Origin of the sequence: Palleronia sp. (assembly GCF_042089775.1) — a bacterium.
Classification (GTDB): domain Bacteria; phylum Pseudomonadota; class Alphaproteobacteria; order Rhodobacterales; family Rhodobacteraceae; genus Palleronia.
Genome location: NZ_JBELKF010000008.1, coordinates 17,346 through 44,029, shown reverse-complemented (window position 1 = coordinate 44,029; position 26,684 = coordinate 17,346). Strand labels below are relative to the sequence as shown.

Below are 26,684 nucleotides of genomic sequence, written 5' to 3'. Positions count from 1 at the left end.
GTGATCAAACGCCGGGCTCAGCGCCCGGCGTTCTCGTTTCAGAGGTCAGGCGACGGTTTCGCGCGCCTCCTCCGCCTCGATGATCGAGGCCAGTGTCTCCGCCGCTTCGAGTGACAGGGGGGTATAAGGACCATCCTCCTCGCCCGGCATAAAGCTCCGCACTTCGCCGCAAAGTACTCTGGGGCAGTAGAACAGTGCGCCGATATTGGCGAAGATCACCTGATCCGTCTCGAAGCAGAGCGACACGACCTCGACCCGCTCCGCCGGCTTGAACCGGACGATCCCCCGCAGCCCTTCGAGCGCCTGCGCGGGCATCAGCGCGAACGGATCGCCGAAGACCTCTTCCGCGGTGTCGCTCTCCAGCATGACCGGCTGTTCGGGCAGCAGCATCATGTCGGACTGGTTGCCGAGCGCGCCGCCCGGCACGTGCAGCGGCAACAGGTGGCGCGGGCAGCTCGCCGGGTCCGACCACAGGACCGATCGTGTGACCCGCGTCACCGGCATCAACCCGTCGTCGAAGGTCAGGACGGTGTCGCCGGGCACGATGGCCTCGACGGGCCGCCAGCCGATGGTCGTTGCGACCCGGGTGCCTGCGGCCAAGCCAGATCCGCGCACCTCGTCGTGCGACGACGCGCTCACACTCTCCCGCTTCAAGAATTTCAGCATCTTCGACCCCTTCTGGAGATATGGCCGCTCGTGCCACGCGGCATATCCTCGGGGGGAATCGGGGCGAGATTGGGGTGCGCCGCTGGCGACAGTTAGGAAAAGGTTAATGCGTACCGGGAAATGTCATCCGCGTAGGCCCGCGCCACGATCTCGGCCGTGTCGGCATCATACAGGCCGCGCCAGTCGGATGGCCGCTCCGAAAGATTCTCGTGCGGGAGTTCAACCGCGATCCCGATCTCGGCCGCGAAGGCTGCGAGGTCCTCGGCCAAATTTTCCTGCCGCAAGATCGTCGCCCGCGGGAGCGTTCCGTCGGCGAGGCGCAGGTAGTCATCGATCTGGTCGGCCGCAATTTCGGCCCCCGTCTCGGGTTGGCGCAGAAAAGCGTCAAAGGGCATGGCATGCGCGCGACCGACGGCGGGATGATCGAAGCTCTGCCGGCGCAGCCAAAAGTAGTAGCTGACCATGCGGTCCCACGGGTTGCGCACAATGGTCACGACGCGCATGGCGTGGATCTGCTCGGGTGCCAGCAGCCCGTCGAGGTCGGACAGGCGCGAGTGCTTCCACAGCCGCCTATGCGCCTTCAGCTTCGCCACCCGGTCCCGGCGCCGCCGCGCCTTGGGAGTGTCGCCAATCAGGATGTCATCCTTCATCGCCCGCGCCTCGAGCGCGAGCGCAACGGAGGTGCCCCCGGTCTTGGGCACGTGGACAAAGATATAGCCGCGCCCCGGCGAAATGATCATGGCCGCCGTTTCCCGCTCGCCCCTGTCACCACGCGCGAGGAATACGCGCGGCCGGGGCCATACGCATCCGCTGGACCGTTGCCGAGGGGCGTCAACCGGCTTAGGTGACTGGAAAGCGACACCTGCAAGAGGCGCCGAAACAGACCCGATGACCGCATTGACCGAGTTCGAACGGCTCGAGGCGCCGGCTCTCTGGCGTCCGGGCGCCGGCGAACAGCGGCGGGATGTCGTGGTCTCCCTCGGTGAGGCGACGCTCGCCATCTACGCCATGGACGAGACGCCGCTGGCGCATTGGTCGCTGCCTGCGGTCGAGCGACGCAATCCTGGTGAGATGCCTGCCATCTTCGCCCCCGGCCCCGAAGCCGCCGAGACGCTCGAGATCGACGACGACTTGATGATCGACTCGATCGCGCGCGTGGATCGGGCGATCCGGCGACGACGGCCCCGGCCCGGCATCCTGCGCTCGGCCCTGTTCGCCGGCGCGCTTCTGGCGGTCGGTGCGCTCGCCATCCTCTGGCTGCCCGGTGCGCTGATCCGGCATGCCGTGTCGGTCGCGCCGCCGGCGGTTCGGGCCGATACCGGCGCCCGCCTTCTCGAAGAGGTCACCCGCCTCACGGGACCCGTCTGCAACGATCCGGCCGGACGCGGCGCTCTGGACACGCTGTCGCGGCGACTGATTGGCGAGGGCCGTGGCCGGCTCGTCATCCTGCGCATCGACCGCGAGAGTGCGGTGGCGCTGCCGGGTGGCATCGTGGCGGTGGCACAGCCCCTGATCGAGAACTACGACGAACCCGGCGTGGTCGCCGGTCACGTGCTTGCCGCCACCGAAAGAGCCCGTCAGCACGACCCGATCAAGCGGCTTCTGCGGGCCTCGGGCGCGGATGCGGCGCTGCGGCTGATGACCACCGGAGAGGTCTCGCAGCACGACCTGCGCGCCTATGCCGAGCACCTCCTGACGGACCAACCCGATCCCGCGACGATCGAGGGGCTGCTGGCGCGGTTCGAGGCCGCCGGCGTGAGCCCTCGCGCCTATGCCGCGACGCTGGAGCGCGACAGCGCCGCCCAGGCGCTCACCGAGGGGTCCGAGGCCGACGCGCGTCCCGTTCTGTCGGACGCCGCGTGGGTGGCGTTGCAGACGATCTGCGCTCAGTAGCGGGGAACGATCTCGCGGCCGGCTGTCGTCTCGATGATGACGTAGTTTCCCGAACCAAGCGCCGCGGTTTGGCTGGCGTAGTCGGTGAAGGGATAGACGAGGTAGTTGTAGCGGCTCGTCACATCCGCGCCCGCATTGGTCTTGAGCCTGCGCGGCACGGTCTGTGTCCAAACGAGGGCTTGCTGGAGCGCACCCGACAGAAGCTGCTTTCCAGCGTAAGGGTTCAGGCGTCCGTCGTTCCACGCAGGGCGATAGCCTTCGGGAACCGCGATCGGGGCGGGGGGCGCGGGCACCGCAATCACCGTGCCAACGTCCAAGGTGCCGGCCACCGCACGTTGCCCCGCCTCGTAGACCGAGATCAGCGGTAGCATCTCTGGTGCCACGGCCACCTGCGGCATCGCCCGTGGCACCTGCGCCACCGGCCTGAGTTGGGTCGCGCCGCCCTCGTAGGGGCGCGGGGTGATCCGGTGCGTCACGGTCGGTGGCGTGTAGCGACCGGCGGATACCGGTGCGGCCGCGGGCACGGGCGCCATCGGAGCGACGCGTGACGCCGCGGTGTCGGCGATCACCGGCGCCTCGCTCTCGGCGGTGCGGGCCAGCGTCGGCTTCAGCCCGCAGATCACCCGCCGATTGGCCGTCACCCGCGGCACCCAGATCGAGGTCGCCCCCTCGCCGCCCCGGACGTAAAGGCACCCTGCGCTGTCGACATACTCGCGCCTTGTGAAGGAGGCCGGCGGAAACTCGGCCGGGGGCGGCGCATCTGACAGTCGGGTGCCGGCCGTCGCCGTCTGCGCGGACAGCGCCCCGGGCAATGTGAGCGAAAGCAGGAGGGCCGTGCCCAATGCGCGAGCGTGTTTCATCATGTCCCCCAAGGACCAGGTGTTACCCGAGGATGTGGGGGAATCGTCCCCGCGGGCAAGGGTGCCGTCACTTTGTGCCGAACATCCGGTCGCCTGCGTCACCTAGGCCGGGGACGATGTAGCCCTGATCGTTCAGCTTCTCGTCCAGTGCGGCAGTCACCACCGGCACGTCAGGATGCGCCTCTTTCATACGCTCGACCCCTTCGGGCGCGGCCAAGAGGCACAGGAACCTGATGTCCTTGGCCCCGGCATCCTTCAGCATCTGCACCGCCGCGGCCGAGGAATTGCCGGTCGCCAGCATCGGGTCCACCGCGATCACCACCCGTTTGTCGAGCTGTGCGGGCACCTTGAAGTAGTATTTCACCGGCTTCAGCGTTTCCTCGTCGCGGTAGAGGCCGACGAACCCCACCCGCGCCGACGGAATGAGGTCGAGCATCCCGTCGAGCAGCCCGTTCCCCGCCCGCAGGATCGACACCAGCGCCAGCTTGCGACCGGCCAGCGTGGGGGCCTCCATCTCGGTCACGGGGGTGTCGATGGTGGTGGTCGTCAGCGGCAGGTCGCGCGTCATCTCGTAGGCCAGAAGCTGGCTGATCTCGCGCAGGAGTTGGCGGAACACGGCCGTCGAGGTGTCGCGGCGGCGCATGATCGTCAGCTTGTGCTGGATGAGGGGGTGCTCGACCACGGTGAGGTGCTGGGTCATGCGTCGATCCTTTCGAGAAGCGCCTGTCGCGTCGTCTCGTCGCAGAAGGCGGCGCGCGCGGCAACCCGGGCGGCCTCGCGGAACGCGTCCTCGTCCCAGCCGTGGAGGCGGGCGATCTGCTCGTATTCGTGGGTCATCGTGGTGTGGAAAAACGGCGGATCGTCGGTCGAGATCGTGACCGGCACGCCGGCTGCCCGCAGCTTCTCGATCGGGTTCGCCTGCCACTGGTAAAGACCCAGCGCCGCATTCGACCCGGGACAAACCTCCAGCACGATGCCCTCGCGCGCCAGCCGCTCGACCAGCGCCGGGTCCTCGATCGCCCGGACGCCGTGGCCGATCCGCTCGACCTTCAGGTCGTCGAGCGCGTCGCGGACGCTGCCCGGCCCGCCCCACTCGCCAGCATGCGTGGTCAGCCGCAACCCGGCCTCGCGCGCGCAGTCAAAGGCCCAGGCAAAATCGCCCTGCCGCCCCTTGCCTTCATCGCCGCCCATGCCGAAGCCGGTGATGAAATCGCCCGCCGTCTCGGCCGCGCAGATCGCCGTTTCGCGCGCCTTGTCTGGGCCGAAATGGCGGATGCAGGTGACGATGCCGCGCATCTCGGGTGCGCCTTCGCACTTGGCGGCCTCGGCCGCCTCGCACATCGCATACAGGTACTCGCGCCACGCCTCGATATCCCGGCCACCGCAGAAGTCGGGGGACAGGAACATCTCGGTATAGATCACCCCGTGCTCTGCCTGCCGCAGCAGCACCTCGTGCGTCAGGCGGGCGTAGTCCTCGGGCGTCTTCAGGACCGACGTCGCCTCTTCATAGACGCTGAGGAATTCGAGGAAGCCATCATACCGGTAGCTGCCATCTTCGGCGAAGATCCCGCTGAGGTCGTGGTTCTTCTCCGACGCGAGATCCCGGACGAAGGACGGCGGCGCGGCCCCTTCGATGTGCAGGTGCAGCTCGATCTTCGGCAGGTCTTTCACAGAAAGCTCCTTCCCGGTCCCTGGTTTAGCACGCCAAGATGATGTGCCACGCTCGCCGCGACATCGGCAAAGGCGACCTGCCCGACCGCCTTCGTGCCGGCGCCGACGGCAAGAACCGGAACGCGTTCGCGCGTGTGGTCCGTGCCGCGCCACGACGGATCGTTCCCGTGATCGGCGGTGATGAACAGCAGGTCGCCGTCCTTCAGGCGCGCCAACAGGTCGGGCAGCGCCGCGTCGAACCATTCGAGGTGCCGCGCATAGCCCGAGACGTCCCGGCGATGGCCATAGGCGCTATCGAACTCGACGAAGTTGGCGAAGGTCAGGGACCCCGGCTCAGCCTGGTCCAGCCGCGCCTTCAGCGCCTCAAGCAGGTCCGCGTCGCTGCCCTTGATCTTGGTGTCGATCCCCCGCATCGAAAAGATGTCGCCGATCTTTCCGACGGAATGGACGCGGCGCCCGGCGCCCTGCACCCAGTCGCACAGGGTCGGTGACGGCGGGGCGATCGCGAAGTCCTGGCGGTGGCTGGTGCGGGTCCAGCCGGTATCGGGCGAGCCGACGAAGGGTCGCGCTATGACGCGGCCGACCTTGCGCGCGTGCAGTTCGGGGGCGAGGTTCGCGCACAGCTGCAACAGGCGGTCGCGGCCGAACACCTCTTCATGCGCGGCGATCTGAAAGACGCTGTCGGTCGAGGTATAGCAGATCGGCCAGCCGGTCCTCAGATGTGCCTCTCCCTCTTCCTCGATGATGTTGGTTCCCGAGGCGTGACGGTTGCCGAGGATGCCTTCGGTCCCGGCCAACTCGCGTACGCGGGCGACGAGAGCGTCGTCGAAGCAAGGATCGGTGGGCGGAAAGAAAGTCCACTCCCACGGCACAGGCAGACCGGCAAGCTCCCAATGGCCGGAAGGGGTGTCCTTGCCGCGCGACACCTCGGTCGCCGCACCCCACAGCCCCTTGGGCTCGGCACCGAGGCCCGGCGGTTCGGTGCCGCTGGCAAGCGCAATTGCGCGGCCGAGGCCGAGACGGTCCAGGTTCGGCAGACGCAGCGGCTGGTCGGTGCCGGCAAGCGCCTCGGCGATGTGGCCGAGGGTGTTGGCACCGGCATCGCCGAACGCCTCGGCATCGGGCGCACCGCCGATGCCAACGGAATCGAGCACCATCAGGAACGCGCGTCCGGTCATCCGATGCGCTCGAGGATCAGGGGCTTTGGCTCGGCCGCTTCGCCCAAGGTCATGGCGGCGCGCAAGCTTTCTTCGGCCATATCGGCGGCGGTCTCGTCGGCAGCGTGGATCCGGGCGAGCGTGTCGCCGGCGGCCAGCGGGGTTCCGATGCGCGCGATCCGGTCGAGCCCCACGGCCGGATCGACCCGGTCGCCCTCGCGCTGTCTCCCGCCGCCAAGGCCCACCACGGTCAGGCCAAGCGCCGTACCGTCGATCCGGACGAGCGTTCCGCTTTCGGTGGCCGTGACCTTGCGGATCACCTGGGCGGACGGCAGCTCCCGGCGCCATGTGTCAGCGAAGTCGGCCGACCCGCCTTGCGCGGCGACCATGCGGGCGAACGACTCGGCCGCCCGCCCGTCGCCAAGCGTCTCGGCCAGGCGCGCGGCACCGGCCTCGGCGTCTTCGGCCTGCCCCGCCCGGGCCAGCAGCGCGCCGCCGAGTGCCAGCGAAATCTCGCGTAACCGCGTGTCCGCCGAGTTCCCGGTCAGCGTCTCCATAACCGACGCGATCTCGAGCGCATTGCCGCAGCCGGGGGCGAGCGGCTCGTCCATGGCCGTCACGAGCGCAGCTGTCGGGCAGCCTGCCTCGGTTGCGGTCTGGACCAGCGCCTCGGCCAGCGCCCGCGCGTCCGCAGCATCGCGCATGAACGCGCCGGACCCCGCCTTGACGTCCAGCACCAGCGCCTGCAGCCCGGCCGCCAGCTTCTTGGACAGGATCGACGCCGTGATCAGGTCGATCTGGTCTACCGTCGCGGTCACGTCGCGGATCGCATAGAGCCTCCGGTCCGCCGGGGCGATGTCGTCGCTTGCGGCGACGATGGCCGCGCCGGCCTCGCGCACCACGGCGCGAAAACGGTCCTCGGACAGCTCGACCTGCATCCCGGGGATCGACTCGAGCTTGTCGAGCGTCCCTCCCGTATGTCCCAGCCCCCGCCCCGAGATCATGGGGACATAGGCCCCGACCGCCGCGAGCATCGGCGCCAGCACAAGGCTGACCGGATCACCCACCCCGCCGGTTGAGTGCTTGTCGATGACCGGCCCCGGCAGGTCCCAGGACATGCGGCGGCCGCTATCGGCCATGCCGCGGGTCAGCGCGACGCGGCCTTCAGGCCCAAGCCCGGGGCCCCGACAGACGGCCATCGCGAAGGCGCCGGCCTGCGCGTCGCTGACCGATCCGTTGGCAAGGCCGGTGGCGAAGGCGATGAGGTCGGCGGGATCCGGCATACCACCGGTGCGAAGGGCGGAGAGCACGGTGCGGGGGGTCACGCGCCCTCCATGTGCTCGGCCGCGAAGGCGCCAGGCAGCAGGTCGGCCACGGTGACCTCGTGACGCCCACCGGCCGTCGTCGCCATCACCACGGGGGCATCGGCCGACGCGAATTCGGCGATCTTTTGGCGGCAGCCGCCGCAGGGAGGCACGGGGGACGGGCTGTCGGCGATCACCGCGATCTCGGCGATGCGGGTCTGCCCGGCGGCAACCATCGCGGCGATGGCACCGGCCTCGGCGCAGGTTCCCTCGGGGTAGGCTACGTTTTCCACGTTGCACCCGGCAAAGACCTGCCCGTCCGGCGTACGGATCGCGGCACCGACCTTGAAGCGGGAATAGGGAACGTAGGCGTTTTCGCGGACCGTCGCCGCGGCGGCAATGAGATCATCCATGGCGGGAATCTGGAACGTCACTCCGCGCTTGGCAAGCCGGAACAAGCGCGCCGCGCCGCTCGTTCCCCAGCGAAAGGGAGAGACACCATGTCTGACGATACCATCCCGGGCGACAAGAACACCGGCACGGCCAGTTTTCCCATTGCCGGCGCCGTGGTCGGCGGCGAGATGAAGCACCAGGACGAGCCGATGACCGAAGAGCAGGCGGTTCGCCTGCGCCAGCTGTGCGAAAAGCATGACGAGGCCTTCGACGGCAACCTGACCCGCCAGGAAGCAGACGCACGAATCGAGGCGCTGGAAAAGGCCTGAGCGGGAACCTCTGCGCCCGGCGCGGCGTTCGCCGGACAAGGAACGGAAAGGGAACACATCATGAGCGACGACCCGATGGAGCACCCCAAGGCCGAGGCGCCTTCCAACGCCGACAAGCCGGTCGAGCAATGGACGACCGGCGACGAGGCGATGACCGGCGCGCAGGCGAGCTATCTCAAGACGCTCTGCGAAGAGGCCGGCGAAGAGTACAATCCCGACCTGACGAAGGCCGAGGCGTCGAAACAGATCGACGCGCTACAGGAACGGACTGGCCGCGGCTGATCCCACCCGTTATCTCCCCGAGACGAGACTAGCCGGGAGAGACGGGGCAGATGGCGGACGACAAGCAGACGAACCTGCGCGAGGCGGCGCTGGCGTATCACCGCGAGCCGCGGCCCGGCAAGCTCGAGATCCGGGCGACGAAGCCCCTGGCGAACGGCCGTGACCTCGCGCGTGCCTACTCTCCCGGCGTCGCCGAAGCCTGCCGCGAGATCGAAAACGACCCCACCACCGCCCGCGACTACACCGCGCGTGGTAACCTCGTGGCCGTCGTCACCAACGGCACAGCGGTGCTGGGTCTCGGCGATATCGGGGCGCTGGCGTCCAAGCCGGTGATGGAGGGCACGGCCGTCCTCTTCAAGAAATTTGCGAATATCGACTGCTTTGACATCGAACTGTCGGAGCGTGACCCGGAAAAACTGGCCGAGATCGTCTGCGCGCTCGAACCCACCTTCGGTGCGATCAATCTCGAGGACATCAAGGCTCCGGACTGCTTCGTGGTCGAAAAGCTCTGCCGCGAGCGGATGAACATCCCCGTCTTCCACGATGACCAGCACGGCACGGCGATCGTGGTGGGCGCGGCCGCCACGAACGCCCTGCGGGTCTCTGGCAAGCAGTTCGAGGACATCAAGGTCGTTTCGACCGGTGGCGGTGCGGCGGGGATTGCCTGTCTCGACATGCTGCTGAAGCTCGGGGTCAAGCGCGAGAACGTGTGGCTCTGCGACCTCGACGGCCTCGTCCATGAGGGGCGCGAGGCATCGATGACCGAGCAGAAGGCGGCTTATGCCCAGTCGGGCGGCCCGCGCGACCTGGGCGACGTGATCGACGGCGCCGACCTTTTCCTGGGCCTGTCGGGGCCGAACGTCCTCAAGCCCTCGATGGTCGAACGCATGGCCGAGCAGCCGATCATCTTCGCCCTCGCAAACCCCTCGCCCGAGATTGACCCCGACGAGGCGCGCGCCGTGGCGCCGAATGCACTGATCGCCACGGGGCGGTCGGACTTCCCCAACCAGGTCAACAACGTCCTCTGCTTCCCGTTCATCTTCCGCGGCGCGCTGGACGTCGGCGCGACGACGATCAACGACGAGATGAAGATCGCCTGCGTCGAAGGTATCGCCGAGCTTGCCCGCAAGACGACCTCGGCCGAGGCCGCGGCCGCCTACCAGGGCGAGCAGCTGACTTTTGGCGCGGACTACCTGATCCCCAAGCCGTTTGACCCGCGCCTCATGGGCGTCGTCGCCTCGGCCGTTGCGGGTGCTGCGATGGAGACGGGCGTGGCCGAACGCCCGCTCGATGATCTCGCCGCCTATAAGCGGCAGCTTGACGCCAGCGTCTTCCGCTCGTCCTTCCTGATGCGCCCCGTCTTTGAGGCCGCCGCAACCGCCCGCCGCCGGATCGTCTTCGCCGAGGGAGAGGACGAGCGCGTCCTGCGCGCCGCCCACGCGATGCTCGAGGAAACGACTGACCGCCCGATCCTGATCGGCCGCCCCGAGGTTGTGGCGCTCAGGGCCGAGCGGGCGGGTCTCGACCTCCGCCCGGAGCGTGACTTTGACCTCGTGAACCCCGAGGGCGACCCGCGCTACCGCGATTACTGGACAACCTACCACGAGATCATGCAGCGCCGCGGCGTCACGCCCGACCTGGCCAAGGCAATCATGCGGACGAACACGACGGCGATCGCCGCGGTCATGGTTCACCGCGGAGAGGCGGACAGCATGATCTGCGGAACCTTCGGCCAGTACCTGTGGCACCTGAATTACATCACGCAGGTCCTCGCCACCGAGGGGCGCCGCGCCATCGGGGCGCTGTCGCTGATGATCCTCGAAGACGGGCCGCTCTTCATCGCCGATACGCATGTGAACGCCGAGCCCTCGCCCCAGCAGATCGCCGACACGGTCATGGGCGCCGCGCGCCACGTGCGCCGGTTCGGGATCGCACCCAAGGTGGCGCTGTGCTCGCATTCGCAGTTCGGCAACCTCGACTGCGACACCGGGATCCGGATGCGGGCCGCTCTCGAAATACTCGACAGCCAGCCCCGCGACTTCACCTACGAGGGCGAGATGCATGCCGACGCCGCGCTCGACGCCGCGACGCGCGAGCGGATCTTCCCGAACTCCCGCATCGATGGCCCGGCGAACGCGCTGGTCTTTGCCAACACCGACGCGGCCTCGGGCGTGCGTAACATCCTGAAGATGAAGGCTGGGGCGCTCGAAGTCGGGCCGATCCTCATGGGCTTCGGCAACCGCGCGCACATCGTGACCACCTCGATCTCGGCCCGCGGCCTGCTGAACATGAGCGCCATAGCCGGAACGCCCGTCGCGCATTACGGGTGACGGGAAACCCGCTCACCCAGGGGTGGTGCGGCTGGGAAACATGCTGCCGAGTGATTATCGAGTCTGCGCGAACATTGGGAGCGGGCATATAAAGCTGGGCACATCGTAGTTGTGCGGTTCGGGATTGGGATCTTCGACCCTGTCTGGCTGAAGCATCGCCTCGACCTCTTCGAGGCGATGACGCTCCAGTGTCTGCTGGCGCAGGATGTCCCGTTTTTCCTGTGCGCTCAGATTGACCAGGAGATCCCCTGAGAGTCCGGGATCGGCTTGAAAGCACGCTGGCTCGGCTTCCCCAAGCGGAGATTCGGCCGCTAGAATTTCATCGAGACCGCAAGGAAGACCTGAAGCGAGCGACACGACAATTCGTCAAGCAGAACGCGCTCACCCTCGTCATCACAAGCAGGCCGGACGACGATGGCGCATTCACGACGGGGCGGTTCGCGCCATCCAGCAGAAGGTGCAGAGCGCCGTCCCCATCCAGACTTGCCTTCTATACTCGCCGCTGGCCAACGCCGGGGATCTGGTCGGAAGAAGAGAATCTGGGCATCCTTCTCAGCTTCTTCGTCTCGGCAGGGGATGGCGAGCACATCCATGCGGCCGCCCACAAAGATCTACCAGCATACTGCGCCGAGAAAGCGTACGCCTACGGATTGGTCGGCGCCGACGAGGCGCAGTGGGTTTACACGATCCACAAATACACTGATTCCGATCTGTCTTGCGCGTGATCAAGTTGGTCCACGATACGAGGTGCGTGACGTTCGATCCGGCTATCCGGAGTTCCCGGTGGTCTGGAACGGGATCGGACGCTGGCTCGACAACGAAGAGGGTGCCACGTCCTTGCCCGGCAGCAAGACCGCCGAAAAGATCAACGCGATCGGGCGCCAGATCAGGGACCTTCGCAGCAAGGGCGAAGAAGCTTCCATGGCCGAGGTCAGACGCCTGAAGAACAAGAGAAAGTCCGCGGGCGCAAAAGGGGTTCCCAGCCTTCGCTCTCCGGTTGATATCGTTGCAAGGCGCAAGAGGCCGAACCGACCGAAGAAGGGCTTGCTCGCGAAGCTCTTGGGCCGCCGGAACAACTAGGTCCCACCTTCGACCTCTTTGACGTTCGCCGGCTTCGCGAAGGCCCGTACTGGCCGCTTTCGCTGGCCTGTGCAGGAGTTATGGGCGGCCGGTGGGCGGCCCCACGCCGGCTTCAGCCCAGACGCGACAGACGGCCGATCAGCCGGTCCCGTGCGACGGGCAGCGGCCGGTCCCCCAGCGAGGGCGCAAGCCGCTTGTCAAGAAAATGCCCGGTGATGTGCAGGCCCTGCACGATCTCGGGCACCGACGCCGGGCCCTGTCCCATCATGCACAGCGGCAGTGGCAGCAGCCGGTCCGCCCACTGGCCGGCAGCGTCTCGCGCTACCGCGCGCCCCGACTTGGGTGAGACGAAGGCCAAGTCGTCGCGCGCACCGGTCACGGCGCAGCGGGTCAGGTCCAGTCCAAAGCCCAGCCGGTCGAGCAGGCCCATCTCCCACCGCAGATAGGCGAGCGGCCAAGGAGCGTCCTCCATCAGATCGACCACGGCCAGCGTCGCCTCGTAAAGGCCGTGCTGCGCCTCGCGCTCGGGCAGGGCAAAGCTCAGCAGCGCGGTCAGCGAGGTGAGCCCCGACAGTGCCAGCGGATCGGTCATCAGCCCCGCCCGGCTCTTCACCGGCTCGACCGTATAGTGCCCCAGGTGATCCTCGAGCCGCGCACGCCACGCGAGGGAAAGCTGCGCGCCCGGCTGCATCAGGGGCGCCAGCCGCCGCCCGCCACCGCCGCGCACGACACCGGCGTGGCGACCGTGATCGCGGGTCAGGACCTCGACGATGGCGTCGGCTTCACCGTGGCGGCGCACGGACAGGACCATCCCCTCCTCGCGCCACTCGATCACGTCAGGCCCTCTTCCCCCAGCAGGGTGCGGCCCTCGCGGCTTTCGATCTCCACGACCCAGAGGTCGGGATCGCGGCTGCGCTCGGCGCGCAGGGCGGCGTCGACGTCAGGCTCGGCACCCGACATCCAGTCGGTCCAGGGGCGGGTGTCGGTCTCGAAATCCCAGGCGCGGGCGTAGACCCTCGCTCGCCCGTCGAGCGTCGCGCACTTGACGAGGATCGCGCCCGCCGTCTCGTCGCCGCGCATCATCACGTAGGCCGGAATGTTCGCCTGCCCCAGCCGTGCGAGGTAGGCCGAAACCCAGATGCCGCTGGCCAGCCGCGCCATCGCGACTTAGCTGCCGTCAGAGAAATCGAGGCCCATCTCCGAGTAGCGCTCGGCCTCGTCCAGCCAGCCGGGCCGGACCTTGACCTGCAGGAACAGGTGGACGGTGCGGTCCAGGAACTCCGAAAGCTCTTCGCGGGCGGCCTGGCTGACGGCCTTGATCGTTTCGCCGCCCTTGCCCAGCACGATGCCCTTGTGGCCGTCGCGGATGACGTAGATCACCTGGTCGATCCGGGCCGAGCCGTCCTGGCGCTCTTCCCAGTGCTCGGTTTCTACCGTCATCTGGTAGGGCAATTCCTGGTGCAGTCGCAGGGTCAGCTTTTCGCGCGTGATCTCGGCGGCGATCATCCGGGTCGGCAGGTCGGCGATCTGGTCCTCGGGGTACAGCCACGGCCCCTCGGGCAGCGCCTCGGCCAGGTGCTTGCGCAGGGCATCCACCCCGTGCCCCCTCTCGGCCGAGATCATGAAGGTCTCGGCAAAGGGGAAGCGGGCGTTCAGCTTCTCGGTCAGGGCCAGCAGCTTGGGCGCCTCGACCCGGTCGATCTTGTTGATGGCAAGGATCACACCCTTGGCCTCGCGCTCTTCCAGCGTCGACAGGATGCGCTCGACCCCTTCGGTCAGGCCGCGATGCGCTTCGACCAGCAGGACCACGAGATCGGCATCCGACGCCCCGCCCCATGCGGCGGCGACCATCGCGCGGTCAAGCCTGCGGCGCGGCGTGAACAGGCCGGGTGTGTCCACGAAGACGAGCTGGCTGTCACCCTCCATCGCGATGCCACGAATGCGGGCGCGGGTCGTTTGCACCTTGTGCGTGACGATCGACACCTTGGCGCCCACCATGCGGTTCAGCAGCGTGGACTTGCCGGCGTTCGGCTCTCCGATCAGGGCGACGAAGCCCGCGCGGGTGGTCATGAACGGTCCTTTCCTTGCAGGCGCGGTGTCATACGGCAATCCTTGGGCGCTGACCAGAGCGGACGAGGGTGTAGGCTCCGCTCGCCACGATCAATGCGGCCCCCATCAACATAAGCGCATCTGGCCGTTCCCCGAAGAGGAGGAACGCAAGGAAAAGCGCAACAAGCAAGCGCGCGTAGCGGAACGGCGCCACGACCGAGACTTCACCCATCCGCATGGCGTGGGTCAGTGCCGTATAGGCGCACACGCCGATCGCCCCTGCCGCCAAAAGCTGCATCAGCGCACGGGCGTCGGGCAGGACACGTTCCGCCTCGAACACGGCGATGAGGGTCCCGGCCACCAGCACCATCGCGAAGCCGGACGTGCCGAGTTGCCGCCAGCTAAGGCTCGACGGACTGGCGCGCGTGGCCAGATCGCGGCCGGCGAAACCGATCATCGCGACGACGGCGAACAGGAGCGCCGGGCTGAATGCCTCGCCCCAGGGCCGCAGCACAAGAAGGACACCGGCGAAGCCGACCGCCATGGCGACCCAGCGAGAAACGCCGACGCGCTCTTCCAGAAGCGCCGCCGCCCCCGCCGTCACGACGAGCGGCGCAGCCTGCAGGATCGCCGAGGTCGTGGACAGCGGCGCGAAGGCCAGCGCGAGCGCGAAGAACAGCCGCCCCGCCACCTCGAACGACGACCGCCAGAGTAGCGGGCCGGATAGAAGCGCCCGCGGCCAGACGGATTCGCGCGATGAGGCGGAGAAGCCGACGAACAAGACGAACCCGGTCGCGCCGAAGACCAGCGTGGCAATGCCCGGAGAAGCCGTTTGCGTGGCGGATTTGAAGAACGCGTCCTCGATCCCGAAGCCGATCATGGAAAGCACCATGAGCGCCGAGCCGAGGAGGTTGCCGGTCACTCCAGCCGGTCCAGAAGCGCCCGCGCGGCGGATTGCTGCGCCTCGCGCTTGGACTTGGCGGTCGCCCTCGCCACCTCGCCATTCGCCAGCCGCGCCTCGATGGTGAAGACAGGAGCGTGATCAGGGCCGGTCCGCTTCAGCTCGGCATATTCGGGGGGCGGCAGCTTGCGCGCCTGCGCCCATTCCTGGAGCGCCGTCTTGGGATCGCGGGCGTCGGCCTCGACCGCATCGATCCGCGTGCCCCACAGGCGCTTGATGCAAGCGCGCGCCGCCTCGAACCCGCCGTCAAGGTAGATCGCGGCGATCACCGCCTCCATCGCATCGCCCAGCAGAGCCTCCTTGCGGCGGCCGCCCGACATCATCTCGGACCGGCCGAGGCGCAGGACATCGCCAAGCCCCGCATCGCGCGCGACCTCGGCGCATGTCTCCTTCCGGACGAGCGCATTGTAGCGAGGCGCCAGCGCCCCTTCGGCCGCATGGGGGTCCGCCTGTAGCAGCGCCTCGGCCATCACGAGGCCCAGCACCCGGTCGCCCAGGAACTCGAGCCGCTGGTTGTCGGGACGCGTGGTCGTTGCGATGGAGCCGTGGGTCAGCGCGCGGATCAGAAGCTCTGGCCGCACGAAGTCATGACCTAGCCCCTCGGCAAACGCGCGTTGCTGAGCCGAGAGTTTCACACGATCTTCTCGAAGAAGCGGTCGAGGCGCCATGTCCAGAAGAACAGCATGGACTTGCCCGCGGACGAGAAGATCACGCGGTCGGCCCGACCCACGAGGTTTTCGAACGGCACGAAGCCGACGCCCATTGCGTTCTGGCTAACTCGGCTGTCCGTGGAGTTGTCGCGGTTATCGCCCATGAAGAAGAAATGACCCTCGGGGACCGTGTAGACGGGCGTGTTGTCCAGCCGCGAGTCGCGTACGTTCAGGATGCTGTGGGTCACGCCGTTGGGCAATGTCTCGAGGTAACGCGACTTCAGGCAGTCCTCGCCAAGCGCCACGCCCGCGTTCTCACATTGCGGCAGGTTGCCGACGGGACCCTGCTTCTCGAAGGTCTCGACGAAGGTCCCGGCCTCTTCCTGGGGGACTTCTTCGCCGTTGATGTAGAGCACGCCGTCGCGGACCTGAATCCGGTCGCCCGGCAGGCCGATCAGCCGCTTGATGAAATCGGACCCGGTGACGGGGTGGCGGAACACCACGACGTCGCCCCGCTCGGGCTCGGAGCCCAGCCAGCGCCCGTCGATGAAGGTGCACAGCGAGAACGGGCAAGAATACTGCGAGTATCCGTAAGCCATCTTGTTCACGAAGAGGAAGTCGCCGACCAGCAGCGTGTCCTTCATCGACCCCGACGGAATCCAGAACGGCTGGAAGAACAGCGTGCGGAACAACCCGGCGATCAACAGCGCATAGACCACAGTCTTGACGGTCTCGAGGATACCGCCTTCCTTATCGCGCTTCGCCATTCCCGCTCTCCCGCTGGTGCGGCGCCTAGATGCGGGAACGCTCGGGCGGCGTCAATCCTCGCGATCAGGGTCGGCATAGAGCCTCAGGATATCCGCCTCCATCACGGGGCCGGCCCAGCCAAGAGAGCCGCGGGCGCCTTCGACGAAATCCTCAATCTTCAGGTCCGGATAGGCGAAATACGCGTCGCGGACCGAGGGACGGCCGGCGGCGAAGACGACTCGTTCGACACCGGCCATGCCCATTGCGCCAAGGCACATCTCGCAAGGCTGAAGGGTCGTGACGATTGCGGCACCTTCGATCCCTTCGGGGCGGTCGGCGCTGGCACTGGCCATGGCGACGATCTCGGCATGGCGCGAGGGGTCGTTGGCGACGTGCACCTCGTTGTCGCCCCAGGCCACGACCTCGTCGTCGATCAGCACCGCCGCGACGATCGGGGCGCGGTCGGGATGACGCTCGGCGACTTCCAGCGCGCGGCGGATGGCATGGCCGAGCGCGCCCAGCTCTGCCTTGGTCGGCTCGATCTTCTGCGCGGCCATGTCAGTTTCCTTTCAGATGGTTCCGCCGAACGCTGCATGGCCCAAGGTCGTTCCGCGCCGCAGTCAGCCGCCAGCGGGCGCATCCGCGATCGGGAGCGCCTCGATCACGACGAAGGCCTGCGCCCAGGGGTGGTCGTCGGTCAGCGTGACGTGAATGATCGCCCTGTGCCCGGCGGGTGTCATCGCGGCAAGGCGGTCGGCGGCCCAGCCGGTCACCTCCATCACCGGCTGCCCGGTGGGAAGGTTCGACACGGCCATGTCCTTCCACGCGATCCCCATGCGCAGCCCCGTCCCCAGCGCCTTCGAGCATGCCTCCTTCGCGGCCCACCGTTTGGCGTAGGTCCCCGCGACATCGGCGCGGCGTTCGGCTTTGCGCTGCTCGGTTTCCGTGAAGACGCGGTTGCGGAAGCGGTCGCCAAAACGGTCCAGCGTGCCGGCGATCCGATCGATATTGGCAAGGTCCGTGCCGATGCCGAGGATCATGTCCGCCCCCTGCCGAGGGCCATTTCGGGTGCTGAGTGATTGGTGCGCATGGCCGGATTCTCCTTCTGCGCGCGCCACATAGCGTAGCGCGTGCGCCGGGTCACGCAGGGCTCACCTGATCGCGGCGTTCAGCCCCTTGCGCGTCTCGGCCGTGGCCAGTTGGTCGTGCAGGCGCTCGAACTCGGCGCGTGCCTTCTGCCGCTGGCCGGATTCGAGATAGGCGTACCCCCTCAGGATCGCGAGGTCGCGGCGGATCGACCCCGTCAGTTCTTCGAGGGCGTCGAAATAGGTGATCGCCGCGCGAAAATCGTCAGATTTGAAGGCGCGGACGCCGCGCTGATCCAGGATCATGCTTTCGATCTCGAGCCGCTGCTCGTTGGTCAGGTCGGTGACGGCGGCGACGCGGGCAGCGTCCTCGGTCATGTGGTTGGCCAGCATGGCAAGCGCCATTCCGTAGCGGGCATCCCGCTGGACCACGGCGCCAAGCGGCGCGGTCGAAGCGACTTGGAACGCGGCGAGCGCTTCGAAGGAGCGGTCGCGGTTCATTGCGCACCAGCCGCGTTCGTAGAGCACGTCGACCGATCGCGGATTTGCCGACCGCGCAAGGCACCCGGTCCAGTCCCCGGCGCGGGCCGCCTGCCGCACGGCCGCGACGCGCCCGTCGCCCTGGGCGGGCAGCGCGTCCATCCGGACGGAGCGGGTCGGCGCCGGGGCGACAGGGGCGGGTGCTTCGGTCGCCCCGGTCACAGGCGCGGCGGCCTTTACCGGCGCTGACGCCTGCAGCGCGGGGGCCGGTCGTGCCGTCTGCACAGCCGCGGGGGCCCTGCCGCGTCCGGCGAGAAGGCGCGTCTCGACCGCGTCGATGGACGCCTTGGCCGAAGGGCGGCTCTGGCGGGCAAAATCGGCCATCTCGCGTAGTTGCGCGTCCGTCCCGATATCGTTCGCTTTCTCGAGCGTTGCGACAAGCACCGACGGATCGGTGCACGATCCCAGCACGCCGCGATAGCTTGCGAGTGCACCGGCCGTGTCACCGCTCTTCTGCTGCATCAGAGCCAGCTGCCACGCGTTGTTGACCCGGTCGCAGCGCAGCAGTTGCGGCGTCTGGCGCGCGACCGAGATCGCGGTCGCGGCATCCCCGACCGCGACCGCGCGGTCAAAGCGGGACTGCCCCTCGCCCGTTGCAACCAGGCTCATCATTTCCGCGGGCGGCGTCCAGTCGGGATAGCTCGCGCGCAGATGGTCGAGCCGACCGCGCGCAGCCCCCCAGTTGCCGATCTCGATCAGCTTCCAGATGCGGTTGGCCTCTTCGCCCGGGCCGGCCGGGGCCGCCGTCGTGGCCTTCAGCTCCGACAGGTTCGCGGGCGGGCGCCAGCCCGGATGCGCCTGCATCAGCCGCTGGATCTCGGCCTTTGCCGAACGCATGTCGTTCTGCTCGACATAGTATCGCAGGGCGCGCAGTTCGGCGTCGCCAAGCTCCTGGGCGGCCACGGGACCGGCGAGGACGCTCAGCGCGACAGAGAGGGACAAGGCCGCGCGACGGACGGCGGTGCGGCAGCCGGGGGCGGCGAAAATCACACGGGGAAACATTGGGGCGCCATCTCCAACTGGGCGAGATAGGAAAAGAGGTGCAGCGTTGCGGGGTAGTAGGACTGGCCGGGATCGAAGGGCGGCATGGCCGATCCCGGCTCGGCCCCGCCTGCGCAGGCCGCCAGCGCGATGATCGCGCGGTAGCCGGCGTCGCTCGACGTTTCGAGGACCTCTCCGCTGTCATAGTCGATCACCGTGGCGACCGCCCCATCACCAGCCGTGCGGGTCGAGAAGCCGCTGCCGGCAGCGTTCGTGACGACCGGGTGCCCGAACTTCCCCGACCACGCCATCCAAAGCGGCACGCGAAGCGCCTCGTAGCCGGAATTGGCCGAGAATTCGGCAGGGCGGTGCAGCCCGTCCGACGACACGGTCAGCCAGTCGGGCACAGGGCCGTGACGCGCGATCTCGGCCAGCAGCACGTCACCATTGGCCGCCGCCCCGGCCAGCCGCGGCGTGCCGGCCGCCTGAGCAAGCTCCTCCCTCGCGCGCAGCATGTAGTAGGACGGGTTGATGACAAAGCCGTTCTCGGTTTCGAAACCCGAGGCACCCGGCAGGAACAGGTAGGCACCCGCATGGCCCGGAAAATCGACCACGCAGAGCGCATCGAGGTCGCGCGCGATCGCGGTCGCGCGGACCATGTACTCGGGCCGATCGAACCGTGCCGCCGCGCCCATCAGGGCCCAGGCGTAGAACAGGTCGCCGTCGCTGGCATTGTTCGTGTCGGGCACCGGGATCGGCGCGTCGGGCAGCCACCGCCACGCCAGCAGGGCGTCGGGGCGGACGGCCAGGTTCTGCTCCGCCCAACGGAACATCGCCTCGAACGCCTCGGGGTCGTTCATCCGCTCAGCCAGGACCATACCGTAGCCCTGCCCCTCGGAGTGGCTGGCGTCCTTCTGCAGGCGGTCCACGACGCGGCCATTCGTATCCAGGTGCTGGGTCTTCCAGGCCTCCCACGCCTGGCGAAGCGCATCCTGGGGCTCAGCATCGACCAGAGTGGCAAAGGCAGTTGGGGCCAAGGGCAACGTAGCGAGGAGGGACAAGACGCTTCTACGGTTCACGACTGCTTATCTCCGCGGGTGAGGATAACGAGGCGCAGCGCGACCATCGCGAACACCAGGCTGACGCCAAAGACCAGCGCGGTGAAGGCCAATGGCGACCACGACGCATAATTGCCGGCGACCTGCCTGATGTTGCCGATGGTCAGCGGCTCGACCAGCTTCGGCAGGCGGTCCGCATCGCGCCAGTTGTTCCAGGCGCCGTCATGGCCCAGCACCGAGATCTGGCCCTGCGGCCCGCCGATCGACCGGCGCGCGTTCGCGATCGCGGCCGCGACCTCGGTCAACTCGGTGTCGGGGCCCAGAACAAGGTGGATCGCCCGCGGGTCGCTCGCGTCGAGATGCGCAAGCACCGCCTTGCCCGTCTGCTCGGACAGCCAAACCTCGGCCTCGGCGCCGGCATCGGGATTGATCTTGCGGGCCATGATGTCGATCTGCTCGCTCATACGCTCGACCGAGCTTCCGAACGCCGCCCCCAGAACGCCGTTCGCGATACCGACCAGCCCCCCGCCAAGAGCGCTTTCGCGCGGCTGTGGCTCGATCGGTCCGAAGAGGTCCACGGGCAGTTCGCGGATCGGTTCACCGGATGCCGGCAGATCCTGCTGCGGCACGGGCTCGGCACGGGTCAGGACGTTGGCGATGTCGCTGCGCGAGATCGTGTAGTCGCCAAGCGGCAGCTCTCCGATCCGGTCGAGCGTGAGCGCGGTCATGGTGCTGCCCCGCGGCATAGGAGGCCCGAGCGTCGCGACGAGCGTCATCCGGTCCGCCGGGCTGAAGCTGCCCGCGTCGCCGTTCAGCGTCACCGCGTCCGAGCGTAGCGCGTAGATCGGCAGGCGCAGATCCGTAAGGCGCAGCTTTGGCGATGTCGGCACCGTCAAGGTCGAGCTCCCGCGGATCTCGAGCTTGGGGAACTGGCCCACGGGACAGGCGGCGTCCTCAGGCTGACCGGGAACGAGCGCCTCGAACTGGATCAGGTTCGGCCCTTCCTTCAGGAGGTTGGCGTAGAACTTGATCGGAAACTGCTCGATCAGTTGGCCGCCCTCGCCGTAGAGGGGCAGCATTCGGATCGTCTCGCCGTTGATGCGGATCAGCAGGACGGATTCTTTCGGCAAGTTGCTGTCGTAGACGTAGTCGAGGTGCAGCATCGCCTTCTGCGCGGTCAGGACCAACCAGTCGCGCGGCAGGGTGAAGATCTGGTCGCGACGGAAGTAATGGCTGGTCGTGCGCGTGGTAGGCATGCCGAGGCTTTCCAGCGTAACGGGCACGCCCACCATCATATGCGTCCGCGGATCGATCCCGCTTTGCGCCAGGTTCACCTCCTCTGGTGGCGCGAAGCCGGCCACCTCGACGAAGACGCCGTCGAGGAACCCGCCGGCAGCGGCAGCGGCCACGCCGTCGCGCGGCACGGACAGGGCGAGGACGCGCGCGCCGTCGCCGCCGCGGCGGAACGTGGCAGACGGAGCGTCTGAACTCGGCAGCAAGGTGATGCGGGCCATGCGTTGCGCCGCGGCCGTGTCGGAGGCAGGCGCGGGATCATAGGCAACGTCTTCGTCATAGGTCAGGACGCGGCCGCCCAGAAGGTCTGTCAGGCGGCGCGCCAACTCATCCAGCAGCGGCTGCGCGCCCGCGGCAAGCGACTCCGGATCGCGCAGAGCGATGGACAGGCCAATGCCCTCGTCATGGGCGAGAGCGGCCAAAAAATCGATCGGTCCGGGCACGAGCGGCTGGTCATCCAGCACCGCACCCGATCTCGCCATGTCGATGTCGGTCCACAGGTCAAAGGCCGCTTCGGGGCCGCAGAACAACCGGTGGACCTGCTCCATCTGGACGGTGATGTCGTTGCGCCCGCTCTGCCACAGGTCTTCGGGCACGTCGAAAAGATCGACTGCATCAGGATCGAAGTTGCCCAGATCGCCCTCGCCCACGAGCGTCCCGTTGAGCAGGATCTGCATCTTCGACCGTTCCGGCAGCACATCGACGCCCGACATATGGGCGATGCGAAGCTGGCCGGGCATCGCATCCTCAGGCAGGTAGATCGAGAATTCGGCAACCGGACTTTCCCCCTGCAGCCGCACGAGGCTCCCCGGATTTGCGCCGGCACTGCGCGACAACAGCGGCGCGATGGCAGTCTTTGGCTTGGGCTGCTCCGGCGCGGCAGTGGCGTGCAGCCGCGTCCGCTCGATGGCCGAGAACGTCTCGGCCGGTATAACGTCGGCACCCTCCTCAGCCGGCGCGGCGGGCGCCGCCTCGCTTGGCGCGGTGAAGGACGGGATCATGATGAGCGGCGCTTCCTCTTGCGCCAGAACCGGCGCAGCAAGGCCCAGCGTCACGGCGCAGGCGGCGGCAATGGCCTTTGAGCCGACGACCCCCCGCATCACTCGCCCGCCAACATCGAAGCGGGCAGGACGAACCGCGGATCGCCCCCCTGGAAGCCCGTCGCGGCGGCGTCAGGCTGGCGCGTACGCTCTTCCTTGGCCCGTACGAAACTGGCCGAGATGGGGTCCACGTAATCCTCGAACGCCGGCGCAGAGGGCAACAGATCCTCAAGCTCGACGACAATGGCCCCGGAAGCCTGTGCGGCACGGCGACGGCGGGCAGGCTCGGCCGCAAGGGCGGCACTGGTGCGCAGGATACCGCGGAGCGCGAGGCGCACGACGTAGACGATGCCGCCCACGAGGCCGATCTCGGTGAAGTAGCGCTCGCGCATCCTCGCCCAGCGGCTGGACCGACCGTAGATCATGTGCCCGATGGTTTCGGCCGAGATCCAGGGCTGACCCTTGGCGAACTCGAGTCCGAGGATGATCTCCTGTCCGGATTTGCGGGACCAGCGGACCGACCCCTTGATCGGGTGCGAAAGGCTGGGCGCATCTTCGAGAAGGGGGCGGAATGCGATCGGCGCACCTTCGACCACATGGCCCGGTCGGATGTCGTCGCTCATCGGAAGGCTGACCCGCACGCCCGAGTTCGACGCATCCAGAACCACGCCGCGCAGCGGGCGCTCGGGGCTGCCAGCCAACGCGAGGTCGGCCGGTTCGGCCATGGCGACGCGGGGCGCGCCGCGGCGCTGCTGCTTTTCGTGGATGCACTGCATCGCAGCGCCCACAAGGACGAAGTTGAACAGGGCCCATCCGCCCACGATCTGCAGAACCTCGCGGTCGCCGGGGAACATCACGTAGCGTATGCCGCCCATGACGACGCCCGCGGCCAGCAGGACGAAGAGGACCAGAAGCGGCCGCGCGATCGGCGAAATCAGGTCCTCGTCCAGCGTCTCGTCCTTGGTGGTCACGTTGAACTTCGCGGAGCGCGGCGACAGGAAGGTCTTGAACACCGCCCGCGAGAGGTAGGGCGCCTGGGCGGTCTCGTAGAGTTCGGAGATCAGGGGCCAGCGCGTCTTGTTGAACAGCGCGTTCTGCACGACGAACGAAACCAGCGTGTAGGTGATCGTGTAGGCGATGACCTCGGGATAGGTCGCCACGAAAATCTCGAGCCCGAAGAACAGGTAGAGCAGCGGCGCGATGAGGAAGACCATCCGGATCACCGGGAAGAACCAGAAGCTCATCGAATTGATGTAGCAAAGCCGCTGCGTCATCCCGAGGCCGCCGCGAAGGAGGGGGTTCTTCAGGATCAGCATCTGCATCATGCCCGTGGCCCAGCGGCCGCGCTGCTGGATGAAGGACACGAAGCTTTCCGGCTGGAGCCCCGCGATCATTGCACGGTTGATGTAGAGGGACTTCCAGCCTGCAGAATGGATGTCGAGCGCGGTCTCGGCGTCTTCGGTAATCGTCTCGCGAGAGAACCCTCCCACGCTGTCAAGCGCAGCACGGCGGATCAGCGCGGCCGAGCCGCAGAAGAACGTGCCGTCCCACCGATCGAGGCCGAGATGCGTGTGGCCGTAGAACATCTCGTTCTCGGGCGGGCAGCTGTCAATGAAGCCGATGTTCCGATTGATCGGGTCGGGGTTCAGGAAGAAGTGCGGCGTCTGCACGAGGAAGAGCTTGTCGTCGGTCACGAAGTAACCCGCGGTCCGCGCAAGGAAGTCGCGCGCCGGCACGTGGTCGGCGTCGAACACGGCCACCAGATCCCCGTCGAGCCGTTCGAGGGCGGCCGACATGTTGCCGGCCTTGGCGTGCTCGTTCCGCTCTCGGGTGGAATAGATGATCCCCAGGTCGGCGCAGAGCTTCTGCAGCTCTGCCCGCCGCGCGATGGCCTGTTCGGCGATCTTCGGGTCCTCGTGGTTCATCCGCTGATCGGTGCCGCCGTCGTCGCACAGCACCACCCGCAGCTTCTCCTTAGGGTAGTGCATGTTCCGAGCGGCCGCGAGCGTGATCGCAAGCATCGAGGCAGGCTCGTTGAACGAGGGGACGAGCACGTCGACCGTCGGAAGATCGCGTGCCGACACGACGGGTGCCGCAGGCCGGGTGATCGGGTCCGCCGTCATGAAGCAGGTGAGGAAGAAAATGCAGATCGTGTAGGTCTCGGTCGCCAAGAGTGCGAGGGCGAAAGTCATGGACAGCGGAGAGTCCCAGCCCGGCAGCGTCTCGGTCGCGCGCCAGACCCAGTAGCGAAGGACCATCGCGCTCGCCGTGGCGAGCATGACGAAGCGCAGGGACGTCACGTGCGCGACTGGGCGCAGCGCGATGACGATCAGGAGTCCGACGACCCCCAGCAGCGCCTGCGTCCAGGTCGAGGTCGGCACGAGCGCGACGCCGATCACGGCGATCGAGGCCGCGACCCAGAGGACGGACCACAGTCCGGTCGTAACGGGCTCGGTGCGGACGGATTGGGCGGCGGCGACGCTCATTGCGCCAGCCCCTGGGGCGCTGCGAACGGGGAAAGGTTGTGCAGCGTGGTCTGCGTCCCCCTGGCAGTGGTCGCGACAGTCTGACCAAGCGCCCCCGCCCGAATCGGCTCGAGCGCGGCGCTCTGGTCGCCCGGTGCGCAATTGCGCATCATCACGTCGATTGCTCCGGCCCCTTGCGGCAGCAGCCGGGCCGCCCCCGTGACCGGCCGAACTGCAAGGACGCACACCGCGCCGGGCCCGGCCATTCGGCTGATGAAGAAGTATGGCCCTAGCGCATCCTCGGCGCTTTGCAGCTGCGAGCTGTCGGCATTGGTAAAAGGCGCCGGCAGACCGCCCGCATCGCTGATAAAACTCTCGAGCTTCATGCGGCCACCGCGAGAGGACTCGCCGCCGCGGGCGCGCATGAGAATGAAGTTGTCGCCCTCCATCGTGGTCTGGTTCGGCAGCACGACCCGCTGTTCCGTGGCCCCGCCGACCCTGCGCTGCAGCGTCAGGATTCCCGTGGGCACGTAAAGCCAGGCGCGACCGGCCGGCACCATCGAGTAGGGCGTCATCGGGAACTCTTCGGCCGTCGCACCGCCCGGCGAGCCTCCGGTCATGGTGCTGCACGCCGACAGGGCCAGAACGGCCAACGGTAGGCATACGCCAATGGCGCGCCGGAAAAGGCGCGTTCTCGTCGATCTGAATGTCATGCCGTTCGGCCCCCGAACAAAATGCTCTCAGGCCGACCAGAGAAGCCGACCGTCACAATTCCGAGGATCGTTTCTTGGCCGTCCGATGGTGTCGGGACTGCGCCGGTTGACTGATCGACCCTCTATCCAAAGCGCGGCTCTAATGAACCACCGCCCAGTCTCGAACCGGGTTAATCAAAAGATAATGGCAAAATGTGCAGAAGGGCGAGGTATAAATCAGGCGGATGATTGTTGGCGGACGCTCCCCGTGACAGGAACGCCACGCCCTATAAACCATTGGTTGTACTCATATAATAGAGGTCAACCCAACCGGGAGAGTTTAGCTCTCTTTGTCGTCTTCGGCGTCGTCTTCGGCCTCATTGGGGAGGTTGAAGAAGCTCTCCGCATCGCTGACGTCGCGGTCGTCATCCTCGACCAGCTCTTCGCCGGTGTCGGAAAGCTTGAACCGCTCGAGCCCGGAAATGGCCGAGGGCATCTTGGGCTCGGACTCTCCGGCAAGGCTCTGCTCGGTCGAGACAAGCTTGCGTCGCTCGTCGTCGTTCATCACCTGGCCGTCCTGCGCCCGCTTGGCGGCTGCCTTCTGCACGGCAAGGTCCAGCTCGGACTGCTTGCACAGGCCAAGCGCCACCGGGTCGACCGGCTCAAGGTTGTTGATGTTCCAGTGCGTGCGCTCGCGGATCGACTGGATCGTCGGCTTGGTCGTGCCCACCAGCTTGGAAATCTGGCTATCGGCAAGCTCGGGGTGGAACTTGACCAGCCACAGGATCGCGGCGGGGCGGTCCTGGCGCTTGGACAGCGGCGTGTAGCGGGGGCCGCGGCGCTTTTCCTCGCCCACCGAGGCGGGGTTGAACTTGAGCTTCAGCTTGTGCTGCGGGTTCTTCTCCGCCTTGTCGATCTCTTCCTGCGTCAGCTGGTTGTTCGCGATCGGATCGAAGCCCTTCACGCCCGCAGCCACGTCACCGTCCGCGATGCCCTGCACTTCAAGTTCGTGCAGTCCGCAGAAATCGGCGACCTGCTTGAAGGTCAGCGTCGTGTTATCGACCAGCCACACTGCCGTGGCCTTCGCCATGATCGGTTTGTCCGCCATATCCTGTCATCTCCTTCGTCGTGCGCGCATGGCTCGTCCGTGGCCCGGGA

General features: G+C 67.5%; 27 protein-coding genes. 5 read left to right on the top strand and 22 right to left on the bottom strand.

Going from position 1 to position 26,684, the window contains the following annotated elements; genetic code table 11:
• Positions 1 to 45: 45 nt before the first annotated feature.
• Together ACFDS3_RS03855 and ACFDS3_RS03850 are read right to left on the bottom strand one after the other, a co-directional pair.
• Positions 46 to 666, bottom strand: coding sequence for a Hint domain-containing protein (locus ACFDS3_RS03855; RefSeq protein WP_375261024.1), 621 nt, complete (start codon positions 664 to 666; stop codon positions 46 to 48).
• Positions 667 to 758: 92 nt separating this feature from the next.
• Positions 759 to 1,406: a sulfotransferase family 2 domain-containing protein gene (locus ACFDS3_RS03850; RefSeq protein ID WP_375261023.1), complete on the bottom strand. Its 648-nt coding sequence runs from the start codon at positions 1,404 to 1,406 to the stop codon at positions 759 to 761.
• A gap of 148 nt (positions 1,407 to 1,554) precedes the next feature.
• Between ACFDS3_RS03850 and ACFDS3_RS03845 the strand changes: the two genes are divergently transcribed.
• Positions 1,555 to 2,559, top strand: a complete 1,005-nt coding sequence (locus tag ACFDS3_RS03845; protein WP_375261022.1) for a hypothetical protein — start codon at positions 1,555 to 1,557, stop codon at positions 2,557 to 2,559.
• Here the strand turns inward: ACFDS3_RS03845 and ACFDS3_RS03840 are convergent.
• The 6 genes from ACFDS3_RS03840 to ACFDS3_RS03815 form a co-directional block, all read right to left on the bottom strand.
• Complete coding sequence (locus ACFDS3_RS03840) at positions 2,553 to 3,419, bottom strand: hypothetical protein (protein WP_375261021.1); 867 nt, start codon at positions 3,417 to 3,419, stop codon at positions 2,553 to 2,555. The genes ACFDS3_RS03845 and ACFDS3_RS03840 overlap by 7 nt on opposite strands.
• 67 nt (positions 3,420 to 3,486) lie before the next feature.
• Entirely contained in the window at positions 3,487 to 4,119 is a 633-nt protein-coding gene (gene upp, locus ACFDS3_RS03835) for a uracil phosphoribosyltransferase (protein WP_375261020.1), read from the bottom strand.
• Positions 4,116 to 5,090: an adenosine deaminase gene (locus ACFDS3_RS03830; protein ID WP_375261019.1), complete on the bottom strand. Its 975-nt coding sequence runs from the start codon at positions 5,088 to 5,090 to the stop codon at positions 4,116 to 4,118. Before ACFDS3_RS03830 ends, upp begins: the two co-directional genes overlap by 4 nt.
• Positions 5,087 to 6,268: a phosphopentomutase gene (locus tag ACFDS3_RS03825; protein ID WP_375261018.1), complete on the bottom strand. Its 1,182-nt coding sequence runs from the start codon at positions 6,266 to 6,268 to the stop codon at positions 5,087 to 5,089. The genes ACFDS3_RS03830 and ACFDS3_RS03825 overlap by 4 nt, the downstream gene beginning before the upstream one ends.
• Positions 6,265 to 7,572, bottom strand: a complete 1,308-nt coding sequence (locus ACFDS3_RS03820) for a thymidine phosphorylase (protein ID WP_375261017.1) — start codon at positions 7,570 to 7,572, stop codon at positions 6,265 to 6,267. The genes ACFDS3_RS03825 and ACFDS3_RS03820 overlap by 4 nt, the downstream gene beginning before the upstream one ends.
• Positions 7,569 to 7,964, bottom strand: coding sequence for a cytidine deaminase (locus tag ACFDS3_RS03815; protein ID WP_375261016.1), 396 nt, complete (start codon positions 7,962 to 7,964; stop codon positions 7,569 to 7,571). Before ACFDS3_RS03815 ends, ACFDS3_RS03820 begins: the two co-directional genes overlap by 4 nt.
• A gap of 87 nt (positions 7,965 to 8,051) precedes the next feature.
• On the opposite strand from ACFDS3_RS03815, the gene ACFDS3_RS03810 reads away from it, so the two are divergent.
• From ACFDS3_RS03810 to ACFDS3_RS03795, 4 genes are all read left to right on the top strand, one after another.
• Complete coding sequence (locus ACFDS3_RS03810) at positions 8,052 to 8,273, top strand: DUF3072 domain-containing protein (RefSeq protein ID WP_375261015.1); 222 nt, start codon at positions 8,052 to 8,054, stop codon at positions 8,271 to 8,273.
• Positions 8,274 to 8,333: 60 nt separating this feature from the next.
• Positions 8,334 to 8,555, top strand: a complete 222-nt coding sequence (locus ACFDS3_RS03805) for a DUF3072 domain-containing protein (RefSeq protein ID WP_375261014.1) — start codon at positions 8,334 to 8,336, stop codon at positions 8,553 to 8,555.
• 50 nt (positions 8,556 to 8,605) lie between these two features.
• Entirely contained in the window at positions 8,606 to 10,885 is a 2,280-nt protein-coding gene (locus ACFDS3_RS03800) for an NADP-dependent malic enzyme (RefSeq protein ID WP_375261013.1), read from the top strand.
• Positions 10,886 to 11,632: 747 nt separating this feature from the next.
• Positions 11,633 to 11,965, top strand: a complete 333-nt coding sequence (locus tag ACFDS3_RS03795) for a hypothetical protein (RefSeq protein WP_375261012.1) — start codon at positions 11,633 to 11,635, stop codon at positions 11,963 to 11,965.
• A 112-nt stretch (positions 11,966 to 12,077) separates the two neighbouring features.
• On the opposite strand, the gene recO is transcribed toward ACFDS3_RS03795, so the two are convergent.
• The 14 genes from recO to ACFDS3_RS03725 all read right to left on the bottom strand — a co-directional run bounded on the left by recO (position 12,078) and on the right by ACFDS3_RS03725 (position 26,634).
• Positions 12,078 to 12,800, bottom strand: a complete 723-nt coding sequence (recO, locus tag ACFDS3_RS03790) for a DNA repair protein RecO (RefSeq protein WP_375261011.1) — start codon at positions 12,798 to 12,800, stop codon at positions 12,078 to 12,080.
• Positions 12,797 to 13,126: a DUF1491 family protein gene (locus ACFDS3_RS03785; protein WP_375261010.1), complete on the bottom strand. Its 330-nt coding sequence runs from the start codon at positions 13,124 to 13,126 to the stop codon at positions 12,797 to 12,799. The genes recO and ACFDS3_RS03785 overlap by 4 nt, the downstream gene beginning before the upstream one ends.
• Positions 13,127 to 13,132: 6 nt before the next feature.
• Entirely contained in the window at positions 13,133 to 14,035 is a 903-nt protein-coding gene (era, locus tag ACFDS3_RS03780) for a GTPase Era (protein ID WP_375261009.1), read from the bottom strand.
• 28 nt (positions 14,036 to 14,063) lie between these two features.
• On the bottom strand, positions 14,064 to 14,936 hold the full coding sequence (locus tag ACFDS3_RS03775) for a DMT family transporter (RefSeq protein ID WP_375261008.1): 873 nt from the start codon (positions 14,934 to 14,936) through the stop codon (positions 14,064 to 14,066).
• A complete protein-coding gene (gene rnc / locus ACFDS3_RS03770) occupies positions 14,933 to 15,610 on the bottom strand; it encodes a ribonuclease III (RefSeq protein WP_375261007.1) in 678 nt (225 codons plus the stop codon). The genes ACFDS3_RS03775 and rnc overlap by 4 nt, the downstream gene beginning before the upstream one ends.
• Entirely contained in the window at positions 15,607 to 16,392 is a 786-nt protein-coding gene (gene lepB / locus ACFDS3_RS03765; RefSeq protein WP_375261006.1) for a signal peptidase I, read from the bottom strand. Before lepB ends, rnc begins: the two co-directional genes overlap by 4 nt.
• A 51-nt stretch (positions 16,393 to 16,443) precedes the next feature.
• Positions 16,444 to 16,929, bottom strand: a complete 486-nt coding sequence (locus ACFDS3_RS03760) for a deaminase (protein ID WP_375261005.1) — start codon at positions 16,927 to 16,929, stop codon at positions 16,444 to 16,446.
• A 63-nt stretch (positions 16,930 to 16,992) separates the two neighbouring features.
• Positions 16,993 to 17,412: a holo-ACP synthase gene (gene acpS, locus ACFDS3_RS03755; protein ID WP_375261004.1), complete on the bottom strand. Its 420-nt coding sequence runs from the start codon at positions 17,410 to 17,412 to the stop codon at positions 16,993 to 16,995.
• Between the two features lie 111 nt (positions 17,413 to 17,523).
• Positions 17,524 to 18,999 (bottom strand): hypothetical protein, encoded by a 1,476-nt coding sequence (locus ACFDS3_RS03750; RefSeq protein WP_375261003.1) that lies wholly within the window; start codon positions 18,997 to 18,999, stop codon positions 17,524 to 17,526.
• Positions 18,984 to 20,057: a glycosyl hydrolase family 8 gene (locus ACFDS3_RS03745; protein WP_375261002.1), complete on the bottom strand. Its 1,074-nt coding sequence runs from the start codon at positions 20,055 to 20,057 to the stop codon at positions 18,984 to 18,986. Before ACFDS3_RS03745 ends, ACFDS3_RS03750 begins: the two co-directional genes overlap by 16 nt.
• On the bottom strand, positions 20,054 to 22,429 hold the full coding sequence (locus ACFDS3_RS03740; RefSeq protein ID WP_375261001.1) for a cellulose biosynthesis cyclic di-GMP-binding regulatory protein BcsB: 2,376 nt from the start codon (positions 22,427 to 22,429) through the stop codon (positions 20,054 to 20,056). Before ACFDS3_RS03740 ends, ACFDS3_RS03745 begins: the two co-directional genes overlap by 4 nt.
• The gene (bcsA, locus tag ACFDS3_RS03735; protein WP_375261000.1) at positions 22,429 to 24,855 is read right to left on the bottom strand and encodes a UDP-forming cellulose synthase catalytic subunit; all 2,427 of its coding nucleotides are present in this window, start codon (positions 24,853 to 24,855) and stop codon (positions 22,429 to 22,431) included. The genes ACFDS3_RS03740 and bcsA overlap by 1 nt, the downstream gene beginning before the upstream one ends.
• Complete coding sequence (locus tag ACFDS3_RS03730; protein ID WP_375260999.1) at positions 24,852 to 25,454, bottom strand: hypothetical protein; 603 nt, start codon at positions 25,452 to 25,454, stop codon at positions 24,852 to 24,854. The genes bcsA and ACFDS3_RS03730 overlap by 4 nt, the downstream gene beginning before the upstream one ends.
• Positions 25,455 to 25,866: 412 nt before the next feature.
• The gene (locus ACFDS3_RS03725; protein WP_375260998.1) at positions 25,867 to 26,634 is read right to left on the bottom strand and encodes a DUF1013 domain-containing protein; all 768 of its coding nucleotides are present in this window, start codon (positions 26,632 to 26,634) and stop codon (positions 25,867 to 25,869) included.
• Positions 26,635 to 26,684 lie beyond the last annotated feature (50 nt).

What these genes read in the sequence shown, in the direction of transcription:
- ACFDS3_RS03855 (WP_375261024.1), bottom strand. Translation starts at nt 666, where the DNA reads ATGCTGAAATTCTTGAAGCGGGAGAGTGTGAGCGCGTCGTCGCACGAC.
- ACFDS3_RS03850 (WP_375261023.1), bottom strand. Translation starts at nt 1,406, where the DNA reads ATGATCATTTCGCCGGGGCGCGGCTATATCTTTGTCCACGTGCCCAAG.
- ACFDS3_RS03845 (WP_375261022.1), top strand. Translation starts at nt 1,555, where the DNA reads ATGACCGCATTGACCGAGTTCGAACGGCTCGAGGCGCCGGCTCTCTGG.
- ACFDS3_RS03840 (WP_375261021.1), bottom strand. Translation starts at nt 3,419, where the DNA reads ATGAAACACGCTCGCGCATTGGGCACGGCCCTCCTGCTTTCGCTCACA.
- upp (WP_375261020.1), bottom strand. Translation starts at nt 4,119, where the DNA reads ATGACCCAGCACCTCACCGTGGTCGAGCACCCCCTCATCCAGCACAAG.
- ACFDS3_RS03825 (WP_375261018.1), bottom strand. Translation starts at nt 6,268, where the DNA reads ATGACCGGACGCGCGTTCCTGATGGTGCTCGATTCCGTTGGCATCGGC.
- ACFDS3_RS03815 (WP_375261016.1), bottom strand. Translation starts at nt 7,964, where the DNA reads ATGGATGATCTCATTGCCGCCGCGGCGACGGTCCGCGAAAACGCCTAC.
- ACFDS3_RS03810 (WP_375261015.1), top strand. Translation starts at nt 8,052, where the DNA reads ATGTCTGACGATACCATCCCGGGCGACAAGAACACCGGCACGGCCAGT.
- ACFDS3_RS03805 (WP_375261014.1), top strand. Translation starts at nt 8,334, where the DNA reads ATGAGCGACGACCCGATGGAGCACCCCAAGGCCGAGGCGCCTTCCAAC.
- ACFDS3_RS03800 (WP_375261013.1), top strand. Translation starts at nt 8,606, where the DNA reads ATGGCGGACGACAAGCAGACGAACCTGCGCGAGGCGGCGCTGGCGTAT.
- ACFDS3_RS03785 (WP_375261010.1), bottom strand. Translation starts at nt 13,126, where the DNA reads ATGGCGCGGCTGGCCAGCGGCATCTGGGTTTCGGCCTACCTCGCACGG.
- era (WP_375261009.1), bottom strand. Translation starts at nt 14,035, where the DNA reads ATGACCACCCGCGCGGGCTTCGTCGCCCTGATCGGAGAGCCGAACGCC.
- lepB (WP_375261006.1), bottom strand. Translation starts at nt 16,392, where the DNA reads ATGGCGAAGCGCGATAAGGAAGGCGGTATCCTCGAGACCGTCAAGACT.
- ACFDS3_RS03760 (WP_375261005.1), bottom strand. Translation starts at nt 16,929, where the DNA reads ATGGCCGCGCAGAAGATCGAGCCGACCAAGGCAGAGCTGGGCGCGCTC.
- acpS (WP_375261004.1), bottom strand. Translation starts at nt 17,412, where the DNA reads ATGATCCTCGGCATCGGCACGGACCTTGCCAATATCGATCGGATCGCC.
- ACFDS3_RS03750 (WP_375261003.1), bottom strand. Translation starts at nt 18,999, where the DNA reads ATGTTTCCCCGTGTGATTTTCGCCGCCCCCGGCTGCCGCACCGCCGTC.
- ACFDS3_RS03740 (WP_375261001.1), bottom strand. Translation starts at nt 22,429, where the DNA reads ATGCGGGGGGTCGTCGGCTCAAAGGCCATTGCCGCCGCCTGCGCCGTG.
- bcsA (WP_375261000.1), bottom strand. Translation starts at nt 24,855, where the DNA reads ATGAGCGTCGCCGCCGCCCAATCCGTCCGCACCGAGCCCGTTACGACC.
- ACFDS3_RS03730 (WP_375260999.1), bottom strand. Translation starts at nt 25,454, where the DNA reads ATGACCGGAGGCTCGCCGGGCGGTGCGACGGCCGAAGAGTTCCCGATG.
- ACFDS3_RS03725 (WP_375260998.1), bottom strand. Translation starts at nt 26,634, where the DNA reads ATGGCGGACAAACCGATCATGGCGAAGGCCACGGCAGTGTGGCTGGTC.